Annotated in this window: 13 protein-coding genes and 2 other annotated features; of the genes, 3 read left to right on the top strand and 10 right to left on the bottom strand. The window is 29.4% G+C overall.

Annotation, left to right across the window (positions count from 1 at the left end; all coding sequences use genetic code 11):
• Positions 1 to 135: 135 nt before the first annotated feature.
• The gene (gene splB / locus CIW83_RS07230; RefSeq protein ID WP_094900180.1) at positions 136 to 1,146 is read right to left on the bottom strand and encodes a spore photoproduct lyase; all 1,011 of its coding nucleotides are present in this window, start codon (positions 1,144 to 1,146) and stop codon (positions 136 to 138) included.
• Positions 1,147 to 1,333: 187 nt separating this feature from the next.
• Here splB and CIW83_RS07225 point away from each other — a divergent pair, with 187 nt between their 5' ends.
• The 3 genes from CIW83_RS07225 to CIW83_RS07215 all read left to right on the top strand — a co-directional run bounded on the left by CIW83_RS07225 (position 1,334) and on the right by CIW83_RS07215 (position 3,084).
• Positions 1,334 to 1,543 (top strand): DUF1657 domain-containing protein, encoded by a 210-nt coding sequence (locus CIW83_RS07225; protein ID WP_094900179.1) that lies wholly within the window; start codon positions 1,334 to 1,336, stop codon positions 1,541 to 1,543.
• 116 nt (positions 1,544 to 1,659) lie between these two features.
• The gene (locus tag CIW83_RS07220; protein ID WP_094900178.1) at positions 1,660 to 2,358 is read left to right on the top strand and encodes a DUF421 domain-containing protein; all 699 of its coding nucleotides are present in this window, start codon (positions 1,660 to 1,662) and stop codon (positions 2,356 to 2,358) included.
• Positions 2,359 to 2,376: 18 nt separating this feature from the next.
• On the top strand, positions 2,377 to 3,084 hold the full coding sequence (locus tag CIW83_RS07215; protein ID WP_094900177.1) for a DUF421 domain-containing protein: 708 nt from the start codon (positions 2,377 to 2,379) through the stop codon (positions 3,082 to 3,084).
• Between the two features lie 112 nt (positions 3,085 to 3,196).
• On the opposite strand, the gene leuS is transcribed toward CIW83_RS07215, so the two are convergent.
• The 9 genes from leuS to CIW83_RS07170 all read right to left on the bottom strand — a co-directional run bounded on the left by leuS (position 3,197) and on the right by CIW83_RS07170 (position 16,477).
• Positions 3,197 to 5,608 carry a leucine--tRNA ligase gene (leuS, locus tag CIW83_RS07210; protein ID WP_094900176.1) on the bottom strand — a complete coding sequence of 804 codons (2,412 nt, stop codon included), beginning with the start codon at positions 5,606 to 5,608 and terminating at the stop codon, positions 3,197 to 3,199.
• A 127-nt stretch (positions 5,609 to 5,735) separates the two neighbouring features.
• Positions 5,736 to 5,941, bottom strand: a binding site (T-box leader).
• 436 nt (positions 5,942 to 6,377) lie between these two features.
• Positions 6,378 to 6,923: a hypothetical protein gene (locus CIW83_RS07205; protein ID WP_094900175.1), complete on the bottom strand. Its 546-nt coding sequence runs from the start codon at positions 6,921 to 6,923 to the stop codon at positions 6,378 to 6,380.
• A 138-nt stretch (positions 6,924 to 7,061) separates the two neighbouring features.
• On the bottom strand, positions 7,062 to 8,582 hold the full coding sequence (locus CIW83_RS07200) for a DUF3885 domain-containing protein (RefSeq protein WP_094900174.1): 1,521 nt from the start codon (positions 8,580 to 8,582) through the stop codon (positions 7,062 to 7,064).
• 28 nt (positions 8,583 to 8,610) lie between these two features.
• Positions 8,611 to 9,108, bottom strand: coding sequence for a hypothetical protein (locus tag CIW83_RS07195; protein ID WP_094900173.1), 498 nt, complete (start codon positions 9,106 to 9,108; stop codon positions 8,611 to 8,613).
• A gap of 399 nt (positions 9,109 to 9,507) precedes the next feature.
• Positions 9,508 to 10,896: an asparagine--tRNA ligase gene (gene asnS, locus CIW83_RS07190; protein WP_094900172.1), complete on the bottom strand. Its 1,389-nt coding sequence runs from the start codon at positions 10,894 to 10,896 to the stop codon at positions 9,508 to 9,510.
• Between the two features lie 44 nt (positions 10,897 to 10,940).
• Positions 10,941 to 11,174 (bottom strand) — a binding site (T-box leader).
• Between the two features lie 250 nt (positions 11,175 to 11,424).
• On the bottom strand, positions 11,425 to 13,125 hold the full coding sequence (locus CIW83_RS07185) for an Hsp70 family protein (RefSeq protein ID WP_094900171.1): 1,701 nt from the start codon (positions 13,123 to 13,125) through the stop codon (positions 11,425 to 11,427).
• A 12-nt stretch (positions 13,126 to 13,137) separates the two neighbouring features.
• On the bottom strand, positions 13,138 to 14,286 hold the full coding sequence (locus CIW83_RS07180; RefSeq protein WP_094900170.1) for a lipopolysaccharide assembly protein LapB: 1,149 nt from the start codon (positions 14,284 to 14,286) through the stop codon (positions 13,138 to 13,140).
• A 65-nt stretch (positions 14,287 to 14,351) separates the two neighbouring features.
• Positions 14,352 to 15,263, bottom strand: coding sequence for a hypothetical protein (locus CIW83_RS07175; RefSeq protein WP_094900169.1), 912 nt, complete (start codon positions 15,261 to 15,263; stop codon positions 14,352 to 14,354).
• Positions 15,248 to 16,477: a lipopolysaccharide assembly protein LapB gene (locus CIW83_RS07170; RefSeq protein ID WP_094900168.1), complete on the bottom strand. Its 1,230-nt coding sequence runs from the start codon at positions 16,475 to 16,477 to the stop codon at positions 15,248 to 15,250. The genes CIW83_RS07175 and CIW83_RS07170 overlap by 16 nt, the downstream gene beginning before the upstream one ends.
• Positions 16,478 to 16,914 lie beyond the last annotated feature (437 nt).

The following is a 16,914-nucleotide window of genomic DNA, read 5'->3' as shown; positions in this document are numbered from 1 at the left end:
GTAAAGCTAAACTTAATTTATAGATTGTAAAATGATCCATTAATATAATTATTCTTTCTACTATAATTTATTGTAAAAAACAAACACCCTAAAATTTCATTCTAAGGTGCTTTAAAGAAAATATTAGCTAGCTTCTTACGTAAAATATTCAATCCTAGAATTGCTAAAGTTTTTTTGAATAATATCAGAAATATAATCTTTAATCTCACTGCTTTGTTCTTTTGGATAAACATATTTAAACTTTCCATAAGGCCCCCATTTCAATTGCCTAGTTTCTTCATTAAGATCAAGTTCAGTCTTAGGAAATCTTGTAAGTATGAGTTCTTTAGCAGTAGCTGTAAATCTATGTTGTATCAATTCAAAGGTGATCTCTTCTTTATAATCTCCTAATTGAGATTTTAACTCATTAAATAATTCCCTATAATCATCTTTCCAATTATTATATATCATAATGGGAGCAATAATAAAACCTATAGGATATCCTGAATTTGCAATTTTACATGCTGCTCTCATCCTTTCTTCAAAGCTGGCAGTATTATGCTCAAATTTATTTATTATATATTTAGTATTGATACTAAATCTAAATTTAGTATGCTCATTATGATTTATATCTAAAAAAGAATCTACATTATCAAATTTAGTAATTACTCGAAGTCTTCCCTTTTCACTATTCCCAAAAAATTCTATACATCTTTTAAGATTCCCAGTTAAGTGTTCAAGAGCAACAGGATCAGTAATACTTCCGCACTCAAAAGTAGTTATATTAGGTAAATTCTTATCTATATGTTCTTGGATAACATTGATTATCTCATATATATTTACAAATACTTTCATAAAGGGTTTCTCCCCTTGTGTAGTTTGTAGATAACAATATTCACAATGTCCTGGACATGAACTCGATAGAGAAAATTGATAATCTGCTGAGGGACTACAAGGTCTTAATTTTTTTTCTTTATTTACAGTTAAATAAATTGTTTTCTTTGCTTTAGCATAATTTTCAGAAGGTGACTTACCCTCTATTGAAACTTTTTTGCTCTCAATTATAGGAATATTTAATTTTTCTAATTGCTCTTTAGCAAATTTCCCAACATCATACTCTAAGCTTTTAGGATCAATATAAGCTCTGTCTGGTATAAATAATTTCACTTTATTCACCTCAATAAATATTGTCTCCTTATATCTAATATGTATAAAAGGTAAAAATGGGAAATCTATAATGGAATTGCCATATTTATTATATTGGCTTTAAAGTTAATCTCCCAAACATTTCCTAATATTTATATTATTTTTGCAGATACTAATTGTGAAAATATATATAAGGAGAGATGAGTTCATGACTGTAATGACTAAATTAGAAACTGCTTTAGCAGGCGCTAAAGGATTAGCAGCAGACTTAAAAACATTTTCTTTAGATACTGATGATCAAACTGCAAAACAAATGTTTAATAGTTTAGCTTCAAATGCTGAAAATATGGCTCAAATGTTAGAAAACAGAGTAAATTATCTAAAAAATCAAGAGCCTCAATACGACCAACAACAATAATAAAAACTATTCTAAAAAAACTTCTATAAGAAATATATAGAAGTTTTTTACTTTTATTATTATCAATTATATAAATATTCTATTATGGATAACCTATATTGAGAAAGGATGATATTATGGATATAAAAAAGATTTTCTTCGAAGGAGAAAAATTAAGAGTATTAGAATTATTTATTAGAACTTCAATATTGTATTTCACATTATTTGCATCAACTAAGTTAATGAAGTTTTGCCAGTTTAGCATAGTTACTCCGTATAATTTTTTAATGGCAGCCGTAACTAGCAATATTGCCGCATCACGTATAGTTAATCCAAAATCCAGACCAATTGATGCAATTTTAATAATAGTATTATATTCATTAATACATTTAAGCATTTCTTATCTATATTTAAAAGCCCCCTCTATAGTCACACAAAAACCAATAATCTTAATTAAAAATGGTAAGATCATAAAAGAGAATCTTTTTAAATCAAACTTAACAATAGATAATTTATTCTCAATATTAAGAGAAAAAGATGTCTATGATATTGAAAGCGTAGAATATTTACTTGCTGAAGCTATAGGAAGTTTTAGTATAGCTATAAATAACAATAATCTTCCACCAAAAAAATTAGATATAGGTATAGAAACTTCAAAGGACATTTTATCAGAAGTTATTATATATAAAGGGAGAGTTGATGAAAAAGTTCTTAGTAAAAATAAATTAGGCTATAAGTGGATGGAAGATCAACTTAAATTGATGAATATAGATAATATAGATAATATTTATCTTGGGATTTTGACTCCAGCTAAAAAATTATATGTGAATTTATAAATTAGGAGGATATTTTATATGAATGTTTTTGGAGTTATAAAGAATATTTCCTTATCAGAGTATTTAATCAGAACTTTGGCTGTGGGCATAATATCATTTTTAGTAGGACGATTTATAATGAAAAGAGCCATAAATCAGTTTACTGCTTATGATTTTACAGTAGTCTGGATACTGGGAGCTATTATAGCAGCTCCTTTGATAGACGGAGAAATTTCTTTTACATATATAATAATTCCGTTATTGACTTTATTCTTTTGGCACTATATAGTAAGTCTCTTATCTTTTAAAAATAGAAATTTAGGATTGTTTTTTAACGGCAAACCTATGATTTTAATTGAGGATGGCAAAATTATTAGAAAAAACTTTAAAAAACAATTTATAAATATTGACTTGTTTTTGAGTCAATTAAGACTTAAGAATATTTTTGATATTTCAGAAGTAAAATATGCGATTTTAGAACCCGATGGACATTTAAGTGTTATAAAAAAAGAGCCAAATAGATATATTACTCCTGCAGATCTTAATCTAACTGCTAAACCTATAAGTTTACCTGTAGTAGTCATCAATGATGGAAAATTATTTGAGGAAAACTTAAAAAATTTGAAATTAAATAAGGAATGGCTTATGAATAACCTTAGCATGTATGATATAGATGATGTCTCTAAGGTCTATCTAGCTACTATAGATAATTCTAAAAAATTATATATAGCTAAAAAAGATATATAATTAGTAAATTGGCATCAATATTAAAAATTATATTTATCATTTATGAGCATATTTTTTATGATTGTCATTTCAAATACAAAACCCCACCTAAAAGATGGGGTTTATGCAAACATTACTTAACAACTATATTATATATCTTTCCTGCAACAAATATCTCTTTAACTATTTGTTTTCCTTCTAGGAACCTACTAATGTTATCATCAGCTTTTGCTTTTTCTCTAGCTACATCTTGAGAATCATCAATACTGATTTCTATTGTACCTCTTACTTTACCATTAACTTGGACTGGAAGTGCAATTACTTTATCCTTTGTTTTTTCTTCATCATATACTGGCCATGTTGTATCATGTAGATAACCTTCTAGTTCTAAAATCTCCCACAATTCTTCAGTAATATGAGGAGCTACTGGATTTAGTAGTATTATAAATGTTTTTAAATCTTCTTTTGTTATACTGCCATGATCGTTAAATTCATTTAACAAACTCATTAAAGCTGCTACTCCAGTATTGAATTTTAGTGTTTCAAAGTCTTCAGATACTTTCTTAATGGTCTTATGAATACTTGATTCTAGTTCCTTAGTATATCCTTCATCATCAGCTAAAATATCTTGGAGTTTCCATACTCTTTCAAGGAATCTTCTACATCCTTTAACCCCATTTTCTGACCAAGGTACACTCTTTTCAAAGTCTCCAATAAACATTTCGTAGGTTCTTAGTGTATCTGCACCATAATCTCTTACTATGTCATCAGGATTTACTACATTTCCACGGGACTTTGACATTTTCTCATTGTTATCTCCTAATATCATACCATGAGAGGTTCTCTTTGCATAAGGTTCTGGTCCAGGCACTACTCCAATATCATATAGAAATTTATGCCAGAATCTTGAATATAACAGATGAAGTGTAGTATGCTCCATTCCACCATTATACCAATCTACTGGTAGCCAATATTCTAATGCTTCTTGAGAAGCAAATTCTTCTTCATTTAGGGGATCAATATATCTTAGGAAATACCAAGAGGAACCTGCCCATTGCGGCATTGTATCAGTTTCTCTATGAGCTTTTCCTCCACATTTTGGACATGTAGTTTCTACCCAATCTTTAATATTAGCCAATGGTGACTCACCAGTATCTGTCGGCTCATAGTTCTCTACATCTGGTAGCATAACTGGTAATTGATTTTCTGGCACTGAAACCCAACCACATTCATCACAATATACTAGAGGTATTGGCTCTCCCCAATATCTTTGTCTAGAAAATACCCAGTCCCTAAGTTTAAAGTTTACTTTTCCAGTACCAAGTTCTTTTTCTTCTAACCACTTAATCATATATTTTTTTGCTTCTTTTACTTCCATTCCATTGATAAAATCAGAATTTATAACAATTCCTTCTTCTGTATCTGTATAAGCTTCTTTTTCTATATCTCCACCCTTTATTACTTCTACTATAGGAAGATTAAACTTCTTAGCAAACTCCCAGTCACGGGTGTCATGTCCTGGTACTGCCATAATTGCTCCCGTACCATAGCTCATAAGCACATAGTCAGAAATCCAAATAGGAATCTCATTACCTGTGGCAGGATTTATAGCTCTTAAACCTTTTATTTCCACACCTGTTTTATCTTTCGATAACTCAGTCCTTTCAAAATCTGATTTCTTACTTATTTCATGCTGATATTCTTTAATTTCTTCTAAATTTTCTATTTCATCTTTATATTTTTCTATTAAAGGGTGCTCTGCAGCTATAACCATATAAGTTGATCCAAATAGTGTATCAGGTCTAGTAGTAAACACTCTTAGTTTATCTTCTTTTCCTGAAATTTGAAAATCTACTTCTGCCCCCTCAGACTTGCCAATCCAATTTGTCTGTTGGGTTTTTACTCTTTCAATATAGTCAACATTATCTAAATCCTTAATTAATCTATCAGCATATTCAGTTATCTTTAGCATCCACTGATTTTTTACTCTTCTTACTACTTCACCACCACATCTCTCACAATTGCCTTGAATAACCTCTTCATTTGCCAATCCAATTTTACAAGAAGGACACCAGTTAATGGGCATTTCCTGCTTATATGCCAAACCTTTTTCAAATAGCTTTAAAAATATCCATTGAGTCCATTTATAATAATGTGAATCAGTAGTATTTATTTCTCTTGACCAATCAAAGGAAAATCCTATTGATTGTAATTGAGCTTTAAATCTTGCAACATTTTGCTCTGTAACTATAGCTGGATGAATTTTATTTTTTATAGCAAAGTTCTCTGTCGGTAATCCAAATGCGTCCCAACCCATTGGAAATAGAACATTATATCCTTCAAGTCTTCTTTTTCTAGAAACAATATCTAATGCAGTATAAGGTCTTGGATGACCTACATGCAGTCCATTTGCTGATGGATAAGGGAATTCTACTAATGCATAAAACTTTGGCTTATCGGATTTATTCGATGCCTTAAAAGGCTCTCTTTCTTCCCAAACTTTATGCCATTTTTTTTCAATTTCATTTGGTTTATACTCTCTCATATTATTTCCTCCTCTTTCATACGATTCACAATGCACAGTTCACAATTCACAATTGTGGAACAAGAAGAACTGTTCCCATTACTCACTACGTTAAATGGGTTAGGTCATAAAAAAACCTTTCGTCTCTTATAGAGACGAAAGGTAAATTCCGCGGTACCACTCTTATTGATAATAAATATCCACTCAAAATATAACGGCATTTAACCGATTAGGATTACTTTATTCACCCTAATAACTCAAGGACGAGTTCAGTCTTCATCAATACTGTCTTTCACCTACCGACAGCTCTCTATAATTGCACCCAGACTTACTACTTCCTATCATAGTGTTTATTAATTTAAAACCTATTATAACCAATAAATCATTTAAAATCAAGATATTTTTATAATTTATAGTTTTACCTATTATATTTTATTTAATCCTATTTAATAATTCTACTATTTTCTTTTACTTAGACATATAATCCCTCAATGTCAAAATAAATAAATATATTAAATTAATAATCCTTTAGTCCTACAAGCGTAGTCTGAGGAAAATTAGGGTCTTATTGTATTATCAAGTTATTTTTATGTTTTCAAATATATTTTAGAGAGAATTAAATTGTTAATATATAATTCTGTCATTAACTTGACACGAAGATTTTTTCTTAAATACAGGAGGATTGTTGGTTACATAAATTTGACATTTAATCCTTATCAGCAAATTTTCAATCAACAATTCCCATATTTATAAAACTTAAAAGCTTATTCTTATATTTCCTATAATCTATTTATAACAAATTCTCTGATTCAAGCCTTAGTTTATAAAAGAATTGTAACCATTCGGGCTGATTATCAACTTCTGATATTATATTTATTAGGGTACGCTTCCCTATTCTTCTGTCCATAATTGCAAACATTCGTACCATAGGATTAGGAGAATTAATACTTTCTTTTATATCTAAATTTTTATATTCTCTAATAGCATCCGTAATATGATAAATTTCAAAAAAACCATCATTATTCATCATTTCATTTACCATATCTTCAACCTCTTCATTTTCTTCATTATACAAAGTTTCTTTTCCTGTCCATTTTCTAGATGGGACTCCCATCTCCTCTTTTAATACCCTCTCCTTATAAACATAACCCTTTACATAATAATTAAAGGGATTTCCTCTTAAAACCTCCTTCCCATCAACTCTTATGGTAATTCTTCCATAATCATCATGTGCTCTACGATAATGAGTTATAAAATATTGTACTCTTCCCTTTAATGATTCACATATATAATCATTCTCTAATTCTCGTCTTAATCCACTCCATGAATTACCCATTCAATAGCCCTCCTATATCAATTCTCTTAATATTCTACATCTAATCATCTCTATAATATTGCCTCCCCTAGAACAACTTCAATATCGAATTTTTCTGCTCAAAGTGTAATTATCTTCCAATTATAAAGTACATGATACTTACAGTAAAATAATCTCTTTCGCAATAATATATCCACACATCCCTAAGGATGCTGCTAAATAAAACACCCTATACTCCTTCTCTTTTAAGTAATCCTCTAATTCCTTAACATTACTTACTTCAATAGCCGGAAAGCCATATTTTAAAGCTTCTGAAAGCTTATTAGCTTCCTCTAATAAAAAACATTCTATTGTGACTTGAGAAATTTCTAAAATAATATTATTCAAAAGAACATTTTCAAAGGCATGGGCAAGTAATCCTTGAAATCTAATAATTACTTCTTCGTCATAACCCTTTGTATTTATTTGTAAAATCTGTCTTTCAAAATCAATCATATAAGAAATAATCCTATTATCATGTACTAACCTATATTCTTTAATAACATTATTTTTCACTTTTTCTCCCCCTTCTCCTATGCCATTCATTCCAAAATGCCATATATCCATTTCTTTCAAACTCATCTTCTGGAATGTTTTTCGGTAAAGATATTTTATAATAGTTTTCAAACGCAAAACTTCCTCTTTGTATTGGAGATAATAAACAAATACAGTATTTTCCTTTTCAGTAATAAGCTTGATCATCCCATCCTCATGTAAAATAGTCCAATCAATTCCAGTATCACATCCGATGATTTCCACCTCATCTAAAGTTTCATTAGGAATCATAAAATTGCCACAACAAGGCAGTATCTGTCCTCCTTTTGTTAGTAAATGATCTTCCCATAAAGTCTTCAACATTCTAAGAGCTGCTGCACTAACAGTACATGAAGAAGATAATTCTTCTCCTCCTATAGTAACTGTTATATCTCCATGAAGACATAAATCATTAGGATCATCCTTAGTTTCATCTATCCAATAAAGAGTATTTACTTTTATTTTGAAATTTTGATAATCAAGGGTAAAAACACTATCATGAAATTCCCCCCACACATCAGTAAGATATTCTTCTTTTAAAGCCAAAATATAAATTCCTCTATCATCGTATAGATGAAAAATGCATCCACTATTAATATCTATAATAAAAATAGAAGAACAAAAATCCATTTCTCCGCCTATATCTGATAAAATTATCTCTCTAAATAATTTCTGTATATTTATTTCTTTCACACGATATAAATGTCTTATACAGGTATAGATTTCATTATCCTGATGTATTGGTAAATCATTCTTATATATGAGGTACTGCCATTTTAACTTATATGTATCATATTTAGATATATGAGTTAGAGTACTTTCTAAAAACTCCTTCTCTCTTTCATTCTCTTGTCCAAATAAATTATCATAAATCACGAGAAGATTATCACTGAAATTTATAAATCTATATATTTCTGTTGCTTTTTGAAGACATTCTTCTATACATGTTTCATTTAAACTCCCATCTTCCAGATACTGATACTTTTCACTTAACTCATCAATATGAAGCATATATTTGTGAGTTAGCCTATTTAAAGTCTTGTCTTCTACTCCATATTGTTCTAAAATATTTTTTAAAATATCATTTAGTCTTTCTTGTGTTTTCAATGTCTATTCACCTACCTTTTATTGCTTCTCAATTTTTAACAACAAGGCAAACACCTGTATTTTCTAAAATGAATAAAATATCGTTTCTACTCATCATAGATAAATTTATTTCCTTTTTTATAGGCTCAAAATAATATTCTGTAAAATAATCTATTTCATCATTAACTGTTAATAAATGCTCTAATGGTATATTGCTTAATTTGGGCATTATGGTATAATGCTTTGAATAATCACCCCCAAGATAAATACTCCATATCTCTATCTCAGTATGAGGCTTCATATATTTAAATAGATAATTCTTAAAATTTTCTATACAGGAATCTTCTTCCGTCAACCCAACATCATGACAATACTTTTTAGTAATTAAATTAGATACTTCCACATTATCCTTTGAACAATAGCAATTTATTACTGAAAAACCTTGTAAAAAGCCCATTGTAGTTTCAGAAACAAAAACTTCTTTGAACTGTCTCATATCCACCTCTGGCAGTGGAAAGTCATAAGCTAATAAATGTATTACACTCAAATCATATCACCTCATTTTCCATTTATTACTCATAATTAAAATTTGTTTAACATGATTTTACCTAAAAACATAAAAACCATATTTATGATAAAGCTTCAAACTACTAGATTATCAATGCTTTCTATGCTTGTCATTATTATATCATATTCTCTTCAAGAGAGTTCTAAAGGAAATTATGATTTTTCTTATCTGGGAGATAATTTTCCAAAATAGTTAGTGATAAAATAATAAAAAGAGGATTATATAATACATAATAGATGGACGTAAATCCAGTTTAAAATATATTAAATAAGAGTAAATTTATGAATTAAAGTATATTTATCTATATCTTATATTGATTTCCTAAAGTATTAAAAAACAAGACCCTAGGAATTTAACTCTTTCCTAGGGTCTTGTTTTTTAAAATTCTGCAGATTTTACTGTTCTAGGGAATGGTATAACATCTCTTATATTTGACATACCTGTTATATACATAACAGCTCTTTCAAATCCAAGACCATATCCTGCATGTTTAGTTCCACCAAATTTTCTTAACTCTAGATACCACCAATAATCTGCTGGGTCCATACCATTATCTATTATTTTTTGTTCTAATACTTCAAGTCTTTCTTCTCTCTGAGATCCACCTATTATCTCTCCTACTCCTGGTACTAAAAGATCCATTGCAGCTACTGTTTTTCCATCTTCATTTAACCTCATATAAAATGCTTTTATTTCCTTTGGATAATCTACTACAAATACTGGTTTTTTAAATACTTGCTCTGATATATATCTTTCGTGTTCAGTTTGTAAATCCATACCCCACTCCACTGGATATTGGAATTCTTCTCCTGATTTTTCTAGCAACTCAATAGCCTCAGTATAAGTTATTCTACCGAAATCTGAATTAGCTACATTTTCAAGTCTTTCAATTAAACCTTTATCTACAAAGCTATTGAAGAACTCCATTTCTTCTTTTGCATTTTCCATTACATATTTGATTATATATTTCATCATATCTTCTGCTAATTGCATATTGTCATTTATATCTGCAAAGGCGATCTCTGGCTCTATCATCCAAAACTCTGCCGCATGTCTTGCAGTATTTGAGTTTTCAGCTCTAAATGTAGGTCCAAATGTATAAACATCTTTATATGCAAGTGCAAAAGCCTCTGCCTCTAATTGCCCGGATACTGTTAAACTAGTTTCCTTACCAAAGAAATCCTTAGAAAAATCAATTTTTTTATCTTCAGTCACAGGCATATTCTGGAAATCTAAGGTTGATACTCTAAACATTTCACCAGCACCTTCGGCATCAGATGCTGTAACAATTGGAGTATGAACATATACAAATCCTCTTTCTTGGAAGAATTTGTGTATTGCATATGCAAGTATTGATCTTACTCTAAATACAGCATTAAAAGTATTGGATCTAGGTCTTAAATGTGCAATTGTTCTCATATATTCAAAAGTATGTCTTTTCTTTTGTAATGGATAATCAGCAGCCGAATATCCTTCAATTTCAATGCTACTTGCCTTTAGCTCAAACAGTTGTTTTGCCTCTGGCGTTGGTACTAATTTACCTTTCACCATTATTGATGAACTAAGAGGCAATTTTTCTATTTCCTTAAAATTTTCTAATCCTTCCTCAAAAACTATTTGAATATTTTTAAAAAATGTTCCATCATTTAATTCAATAAATCCAAAAGTTTTTGATGTTCTTGAAGTTCTTATCCATCCTTCAAGTTGAATTTCTTGATTTAAATACTTACCCGTATCATTGTAAATACTCTTAATTGTAGTTTTCATTTTTCTTCTCCTTTCTTTTATCAAAAAATAAAAAAACCTTCATCCAAAAGGACGAAAGTTTAACTTCCGTGGTACCACCCTAATTGCTAATAGCCACTTTAACACACATCTTAATGTGTTTCACATATAACGGTGTGAATCCGTCTAAGTCTACTCTCTTAATGATTTCGATTAGAAACTCAAGGATGTTCTTCAATATAAGTCTCGTACCTATGTCTCACTATCATAGGCTCCCTTTGACTACCTCTTATATCTACTCTTCCTATCAAAGTTTTTTTATAAAGAATAGAAAAGCTCTGCTTTGATATATTTTACTTAATGAACTTACTATGGCCTAAATGAGTTTAAAGAAAGTTACCTTTAACTCTTTGGTATATGCTTTTCCTACTTTTATATAATTATAGTTATTTTACTTGGAGTTGTCAATAAATTTAGCTAATCTTTATTTTATTTCTTTATTATATCCATTTTACTAAATTTATACCATAAGAGGATTCCCTATCAAACTGTATTTTTGAAAAATATTATTTATCTCAACTTTTGTTCTTCTTCCATATAATCCAACTCTTCTTTGAATACTTCTCTTGCATTTTCTATTTTTATAGGGTCCTGAGTTTTAAGTGCAGATTCAAATTTTGTAATTATATAATCTAACTGCTTTCTAGCATCTCCTACACTTTCTTCATACATTCGTTCACTTCTGAATAAAAGAAGTTTATTTTTTTCCTGCTCTCTAGGAGGAATCTTCAAATAACTTATTTCCTCCATTCGTTTCTCTATCATTTCATCAGTCATATCATTATTTTTATTTTTAATAATTTGTTTGACTTTATTTCCTGTAGAATTTACTTTAACTTCTACTTCCAATATAGAATTAATGTCATATGTGTATGTTACATCTATACTTTCTTCACCTGCCAAAGCTAATGGCACTTCCACAAATAACTCTCCCAGAGATATATTATTCTTTGCAAATCTACTCTCTCCCTGGAGTATATTTATTCTTATTTTACTTTGATTATCATATACTGTATATAGAGTTTGAGTTCTGCTTGCAGGAATCACAGTATTTCTATCTATTATTGGACAAAAATAACCTGCTTCTATTCTATTGTTTTCCCTTTCCATAACAACTTCTGTTCCTAAAGTATACGGACAAACATCTGTTAAAATTACTTCTTTTATATATTGGTTTCTTTCTTTCAAAGCAGCTTGAATTGCTGCACCTAGAGATACTGCTTCATCGGGGTTAATTGATGTATTTGGAAACCTTCCAAAAAGCTTATTTACAAACTTTCTTATAATAGGAAGCTTTGTGGAACCTCCTACAAGTATTACATCATCGATTTGAGATAATCTCAGATTTGTATCACTTAAGCTTCTTTTTATGGGGTTTCTGATTTTCTCTAAAAGATGCTTACAAGCCTCTTCATAATCATCAATATTTATTTGAAATTCAATTCTTTCATCATTTATAATGCAGTTCATAAAAGATATTTTGCTATCTGAAAATCCTCTTTTACATTTCTCTGCCTGATCTAATATATGTGATAAAGTTTTTAAATCCAGAGACTTTATATCTATTTTATTTTCTTTAATAAATAGTTCAACTAGAATTTGAGTAAAATCCTCTCCGCCTAAATAATTATCCCCTGCAACTGCTCTGACTTCAAGTATATTATTAAAAAGTTCTAAAATAGAGACATCAAATGTACCTCCGCCTAAATCAAATACTAAAATTTTAACATCTGATTTTTTTTGATACAATCCATAAGCTATAGCTGCGGCTGTAGGCTCACTTATAATACGTTCTACTTTAAATCCAGCCATTTCTCCTGCTTTTTTAGTTGCTTTTCTCTGTTCATCATTAAAATATGCAGGAACACTTATTACAGCTTCTTCTATTTTTTCACCAAGAAAATGTTCTGCATCTTCTTTTAAATATTTTAATATAAATGATGATAATTCTTCAGCATTAAATTCATTTTGCCCTAGTTTAAACACTTTTTGACTTCCCATATCTCTTTTAAAAACCTGTGCTGTACTGTCATAGTAAATTGCACTTCTTTCTAGTGCAGTTTCACCTACATATATATTAGAGTTTTCATCTATACTAATAACAGATGGTGTTAGACTTTTCCCTAAACGATTTGGAATTATTTTTGCACCATCTTCTGTAAAATATGACACTGAACTGTTTGTTGTTCCTAAATCTATTCCTATTATCATTTGACTCTCCCCTTATTTTTTAGATGCCAATCTTTTAACTGCAATATACGCATAAAGGTATTCCGGCTCATATTCCAATACTATATTGTAATTCTTCAATGCTTCTTCTATATCTCCCTTGGCTTCTGCTAACATACCCATCAAAGCAAATTTTTCATAACATTTTCCATATGGACAGCCTTTGCATTTTTTGTATTTATCCATTTCAGCAATATAATATTCAGCTTTTTCAATATCACCCATATTTATATATATTCTTGTTATATTGTGTATTCTAGCAGGAGTATATCCAGTATCTGTAAAATATTCTTTTTCATCACCTATATCTTTAATACAATACTCAATTGATTTTCTGAAATAATTTTGTTTTTTAAATCCTAAAAATTTATATGTCATTGCCATATGAAAATATATCTCATACAGATTCTCATAATCTGTTTCATCCACTTCTTTTAATGTTTTTTTATAATAATGCAGAGCTTTTATGTATTTGTTTTGGTATAAATAGAATTTACCTAAATCAAGGTAAGCCTCTGTATTATTTTTACCTTTACAAATTGCATCTTCATAATAAGATTTTGCCTTGGATAAATCACCTTTAAGTTTATATAAATCTCCCTTTGTACGCTTGATTTCATTTATATCTACATTTTCTACATTCGCCATATGTTCGCTACATATTTTAATTCCTTCATCATATTTACCCATTATTGCATATAACTCTCTTAAACTCTCATAAAAAACATCCTTATTGGGGAACCTTTCCAATCCCTTTTTTAAATATTCCTCGGCTTTATCATATTGTTCCAATACTCTATAAGTCTTTGCTATATTATTAAAAGGCAAAAGTGTTTCTTCATAGTCCAGGCATTCCATAGATTTGAGGTAATACTCCAGAGCCTTATCGTACTCTCCTAAATTGTGATAATTAAATCCCAAATTATTGTATGGAAACGGATTTGCAGGTTCTAGATCAATTGATTTCAAATAGTTGTCTATACCTTCTTCAGTTCTTCCAAGTCTTGAAAGGGTAAGTCCCTTTAAAAGGTAGTTGTATCCAGTTTCTTCTACCTCAATTAACTTTTCCCTATATTTTAAAGCTTCATTGTAATAATTTCTTTCTTCGTCTCCCATTGAGTATTGTGCTTTTTCCTCTAACATACTGGCAATTGCAGAATAGGCCTCTGTACGTTCGGGATTAATATCTAGAAGTTTAGCGTAATATGCTATTGCTTCATCAAAATTATGTCCCCCCTCATGGCAGCTGCTAAACGGTAAATAATTTTTTCATCATTAGGATATTCCTTATTAAGCTCTGTAAATATATTTATCGCTTCATCATATTCTTCTAGTTCGTGATGTATATATCCTTTGTAAAATACAAATTCAATTTTTTGAGTTAATTTAACAGCTTCATTCATAGCATTAAGTGCATCTTGAAATTCGTACATAGCCACACATACATCTGCTTCTGCATATAAAATATCCAAATAAAAATCTTCTTTATAGTCATTTTTTACATGTCCATCCTTTAAATCCAACACTAATTTATGTGCCTGTTCTTTTACTTCAGCTATGGTTTCAAGGGTTTTTCTTAAAACTCTCACTTTATACAACTTTATTTCTTCATTATTTATACCATTATCTTCAGCCCTTTTTATAATATCTAAACAATCTTCGTATTTGCCAAACAAATAGAATGTTTTTATTGCTAGAAGATATGGTATATAATATCCTGGCTCTATGTTTACAGCATTATAATAATCATCAATTACATCTTGATACCTTTCTATATTGTAATAAGCTTCCTGTCTGCATAAGTATGCCGGATAATAATGCGATGCCCTTTTAATTATTTCATCGCATATATCTATACATTCTTCATTATTTTCATATCTTAAAAATGTCTGTGCTTTATAATTCATATATAATACTTTGTTGTTTTCTTCTTTTTCATTTTGAATTGCCTTTTCTAAATAATTTAAAATTTCTTTCAAATTTTCTTCACTTTTTTCCTTTAAATTCGAAAGAGTTATTGCAACTGCATAATATGAATATCCAAAGTTTCTCAATCTCTTTGCAGTCTCTTCACTTCCATCATCTTCTATTTTTTCTAAATCAGCTACCCATGCCAGCAAAAGGGATATGCCTTCTCATAATTGTTATTAGATAAATATGTTCTTCCCATCAAATTGTTATATAATGCTTTTTTATCTTCAGGTATATCTGCACCTTCTAAAATATTTATAGTATCGTCGAATTTATGATTTTGATACAAGCACCATCCCAATTCTATTAATGTTTCAAAGTCATTAGGTTCTTCATCTAGCTGTTCTTTATAGCTTTCTATTAAATATTCATTTGCTTTCATCATTTCATTTAAAGCATTCTGATCGCCATAAAAAACATATTGCATATCAATAAACAATTCTTTTGCTTTAAGATATTCCTTTTCTGCTAAGAAACATTTACCTAGTCCCAATTTCGCACTGTAGTGATTTGGAGTTTTTTCAAGGAGTTTTTCATAGTATTCTTTTGCTCTGGAGATTTCACCTATCTGGAAAGAAACTTCTCCTACATATAAGATAATATAGTCACAATTGGGATATTTGTTTCCCAATTCTATTATAATTTCTTCTGCATGTTTATCCTTTCCTGATTTTAAATGATGTCTAACAACTTCTACCTCTTCATAAGGATGATAAATTGCATTACTTCTCATTATTTCAATTTCTTTTTCTATACCCTCTAACTCATTATAATCCAGCATATCTTTTACTTTAAAATATCGCTTTATATAGTCGTCATATTCTCCCAGTTCAGGACCTTCAAATAAATAAAAGTCCAAAAAATCCTCATAAATAATAGAATTGCATACGAAATCTATAAAATTTTTAGGGAATTTTTCGTAAAGTTTTTCTCTATCCTCTGTAATATCAAATCGTTCATTTATTAATGCCCACACTTTATGGGGCAAATAATAATTATCCATAAAAAAAGCAAGTAACTTTTCTTGAACAGTCTCCACGGTATCTAAACCTATACAAATATCATCACTTAAAAGCTCCCTCCATTTATCAAGGGATATTCTGTCTGGAAAATTAAAGTATGCTTCTTCTACTTTTTTCATCCACTTTCCTATATCATCTAAGTCATCAAATTCTGTAAATGTTTTTTCTTTCTTGAATTCTTGTATATGTATAATTGCATCTTCATATGCTTTTCTAAGTTCTTTAAATCCTTCTGGATCATCTTCTGGATTCACGTTAACAAGTTTTTCTCTGTATGCAGATTTAACTAGCTCTTCATCCTCAGTTTTTTCTACTCCCAATATATTCCAAAATTTTTCCATTTTTTCTCTCCTACCTTTATATAATTCTATATTTCTGCTAGATAAAATTCTTCATACTAATATATATCGGAATTTTTAATAGAAAATAAAGATGTAAAATAGTTTATCTCCTCACTTGTTCCAATTAATTCTTGTTTCTTTTTCATATCCATTTTCTGCAGGTTCATAATATTTCTTACCTAAAAATTTACCTATAAATCCTAAACAGCCAGAAGGACACTGTGTTAACAGTGCCCTTCTCCATTTCCCTCAACCTTAAGTGAGGCTTCACTTTTTCAGCTACAATTTATCTTTATCTAATTATTTTTTAATAGATTCATAATAGTTTTATATACTAATACTGGTGCTACTTCAAAAGAATATTTTTTCTCTATTCTTTCCGTGAATTTATGAGCATCTTTACCAAAAGCTCCTATGTCTAATACTGGTAAGTCTAA

The sequence above is a fragment of the Tissierella sp. P1 genome, from assembly GCF_002266425.1.
Taxonomy (GTDB): domain Bacteria; phylum Bacillota; class Clostridia; order Tissierellales; family Tissierellaceae; genus Tissierella; species Tissierella carlieri.
Note: the sequence above shows the minus strand (reverse complement) of the source record. Positions and strands in the feature narration are given on the sequence as shown.

Excerpts from the sequence above, each read along its gene's own strand:
- CIW83_RS07180 (WP_094900170.1), bottom strand. The coding sequence starts at position 14,286 with ATGTTAGAGGAAAAAGCACAATACTCAATGGGAGACGAAGAAAGAAAT.
- CIW83_RS07220 (WP_094900178.1), top strand. The coding sequence starts at position 1,660 with ATGGATATAAAAAAGATTTTCTTCGAAGGAGAAAAATTAAGAGTATTA.
- CIW83_RS07215 (WP_094900177.1), top strand. The coding sequence starts at position 2,377 with ATGAATGTTTTTGGAGTTATAAAGAATATTTCCTTATCAGAGTATTTA.
- CIW83_RS07185 (WP_094900171.1), bottom strand. The coding sequence starts at position 13,125 with ATGATAATAGGAATAGATTTAGGAACAACAAACAGTTCAGTGTCATAT.
- leuS (WP_094900176.1), bottom strand. The coding sequence starts at position 5,608 with ATGAGAGAGTATAAACCAAATGAAATTGAAAAAAAATGGCATAAAGTT.
- asnS (WP_094900172.1), bottom strand. The coding sequence starts at position 10,896 with ATGAAAACTACAATTAAGAGTATTTACAATGATACGGGTAAGTATTTA.
- CIW83_RS07225 (WP_094900179.1), top strand. The coding sequence starts at position 1,334 with ATGACTGTAATGACTAAATTAGAAACTGCTTTAGCAGGCGCTAAAGGA.
- CIW83_RS07205 (WP_094900175.1), bottom strand. The coding sequence starts at position 6,923 with ATGGGTAATTCATGGAGTGGATTAAGACGAGAATTAGAGAATGATTAT.
- CIW83_RS07170 (WP_094900168.1), bottom strand. The coding sequence starts at position 16,477 with ATGGAAAAATTTTGGAATATATTGGGAGTAGAAAAAACTGAGGATGAA.